This is a genomic window from Citrobacter sp. Awk 4 (genome assembly GCF_028069725.1).
Lineage (GTDB): Bacteria > Pseudomonadota > Gammaproteobacteria > Enterobacterales > Enterobacteriaceae > Citrobacter_D.
Map to the genome: position 1 here is coordinate 1 of NZ_JANEWG010000108.1, position 2,718 is coordinate 2,718.

At 47.1% G+C, this 2,718-nt stretch carries 2 protein-coding genes; one reads left to right on the top strand and one right to left on the bottom strand.

The features are described 5' to 3' along the window. A partial coding sequence (locus NNO04_RS22250; RefSeq protein ID WP_333909017.1) for an Ig-like domain-containing protein occupies positions 1 to 1,562 on the top strand: 1,562 nt, incomplete at its 5' end. A gap of 742 nt (positions 1,563 to 2,304) precedes the next feature. Here the strand turns inward: NNO04_RS22250 and NNO04_RS22255 are convergent. Then, positions 2,305 to 2,679 (bottom strand): hypothetical protein, encoded by a 375-nt coding sequence (locus NNO04_RS22255; RefSeq protein ID WP_271446502.1) that lies wholly within the window; start codon positions 2,677 to 2,679, stop codon positions 2,305 to 2,307. Positions 2,680 to 2,718 lie beyond the last annotated feature (39 nt).

Sequence of the window (2,718 nt, forward strand, 5' to 3'; positions counted from 1 at the left end):
TCCCTGACCGGGGATATCTGGTGTGGGGAGCGAGGACACTGGCAGGAACGCAGACAAACAGTGACCTGAGCTGGCGCTATATCTCAGTACGACGACTGTTTAACAGCGCCGAGCGGGATATCAGAGGGGCCATGCAGGGGCTGGTGTTTGAACCGAATAACCAGCCGACCTGGCAGAAGGCCAGTAATGCCATCGAAAACTATCTGTATGGCTTATGGCGTCAGGGTGCGCTGGCAGGAGCAACGCCGGAGGAGTCCTATTCCGTGCAAATTGGTCTCGGTACCACCATGACGCAGGAGCAGATAAATCAGGGGCAAATGATTGCCAGCGTTGGTATTGCGGCGGCGCGTCCGGCTGAGTTTATTATTCTGCAATTCACCCAAGATATGGCTACTTTTGTGGCTAGCGCAGTCAATAAGGTCGTGGTTACCCTTGATCTTGACAACAACGATATCGCCGCTGACGGCACCACTCAACTCAAGGCCCACGTCACGCTGACCGATACCAACCGAAACCCAGTTCCGAATGTCGCTGTATCCTGGTCTTCGGACGGCAGTGCTATTGTTGCCAGTGCAGATGCCAACACCAATGCGTCGGGAATCAGCAACGTCACCCTGACTGACCTCAAGGCTGAACGGGTAATACTGACCGCCACAGCCAGTGGTAAAACAAGCTCGAAACCTGTCAACTTTGTTGCCGGTGCGGCCACGAAGATCGAGGTCATGGTTGATGATAACAATATTACCGCCGACGGCAGCGCGCCGCTCAAGGCCCATGCCACGGTGACCGATGCTAACAGTAACCCAGTACCGAACGTCGCTGTCTCGTGGGCTTCAGACGGCAGCGCTACCATCACTAGCGCAGATGCCAACACCAGCGCATCAGGAGTCAGCAACGTTACCGTTACCGACCAAAAAGCCGAGCAAGTGAACCTGACAGCTACCGCCAATGGTAAAACAGACTCAAAGCCTGCCACTTTTGTTGATACCGCCGTGGCCACTATCACGATAAATGTGCTAAATCCTAACGGTATCGCTGATGGGAGTACTTCTATTGCAGCCCAGGCTCTGGTTAAAAACGCTCAGGGTCAACCAGTCCCAGATGGCACAGTAATAACCTGGAGTGCCGACAATGCAAAACCGGCCACCATCACCAGTACCACTCAGAAAGGGGTGGCAAATACATCCTTTACAAGCCAAACGGTCGGGGATGACACATTGGTTGCTACCGCTGATAACAACATCAAAGGAAGTTCACAAGTTACTTTTGCGGCTCTGGTTTTTGGCCATCTGACATTCGTGCAGCCAGTCCCGAACGGGACTGCTGACAATACACCTTTAACTCTAACGGTAGAACTACTGGATTCAAGTGATATCCCCATCGGAGGGGCGACGATTAATTGGAGTACTGCGGACGGTAATGCCAAAGCGGCAGGTTTAATATCTACGACAAATCAAGATGGTCTGGCGACAATGGACTATAGTTCAGGAGTGTTCGGATATAATACTGTTAGTGCAAAATATGATGGTCATGTCGCAACGCAACAGTTGTTTTTTACATAAGCATTGTTGCAACTATGTCAGGGGGAGGTACGCTGTTAATTCTCCCCTGCATAGGTTACGGTAACTCACTTTCAAAGGAATTTTCCGTCAGTTCAACTTACTATCACTAAACCGTACTGGAAGAAGTCCCGTGACGGCGGTTAGTCACCGCCGTACGACCTTTAATCAGACAACCAAAATCCAACGCCCTCTCCTACGCACCGGCAAGGCATGCGTCGCGTTCTATCTCTTGACAGCGAGGGGGCACAAACGCATCCAGTGTTGACTGGGATTCGTCCGTTTTCAGCCAAATAACGGCGGCAAAGGCCCTAGTGCTGTAGCCGGGATTAGGTGTATGAAAAAGGGCTAACAGGTTTGCAATGCTCGCGCTGATAGTCTCTTCGGTATGCTGAAGGTAGCTGAGACTGGGACTGGCGGTTTTCACCTGTCTAAAAACAAAGGAGTGCATATCCTTCACGGCAATCCCAGTCTGCATTTAATGTGGATATATCAGCGGTCACGCCATAATTTAGATAAATAACCAACCACGACTAACCACCAGGCGTTTGTTCAGATAATTCTGACAGGGAAAACATACCCATGTATTACATCAATATCATTATATGGCTATAACACAATAACCAGTAACAAACCTACGAAATGATCAATAATCTTACTCTGAGAACAGTAGATTGCAAGCTTATAACCCTTTGAAATTATGCACAGATTAATTTCATCACAATATATATCGTCAGTATAACATCTACATACTAATAGTTGATAAATCATCAACAGGGATAGACAACTCCTCTGTAATAAAAAACAGCAAATCAGGATCCAAATATATCACTTTATACGTTCCATTCTGGGGCAATGCATAGCACGGATAATAACCTGGCTCAACTTCCTCAATAAGCCCATCAATTGCATCCTGAGAAAAGATCGTTAAAGTTTCTCTATGCAACGTTAAATACCATTCTCTATATCCTTCATAGGATTGAAGGAGGGCTATTTTGTCCCACATTATTTGATCCAAATGACAAACGTTTCCCATATACACCCTATAAAAAGAGTTTTTAAATGATTCACGACTATTATGACGTAAAAACAAACAAAACAAAATTTGTATAATCAACATAACTCCCCTTCAAATAAGATGCATTTTTCAGTCTATATT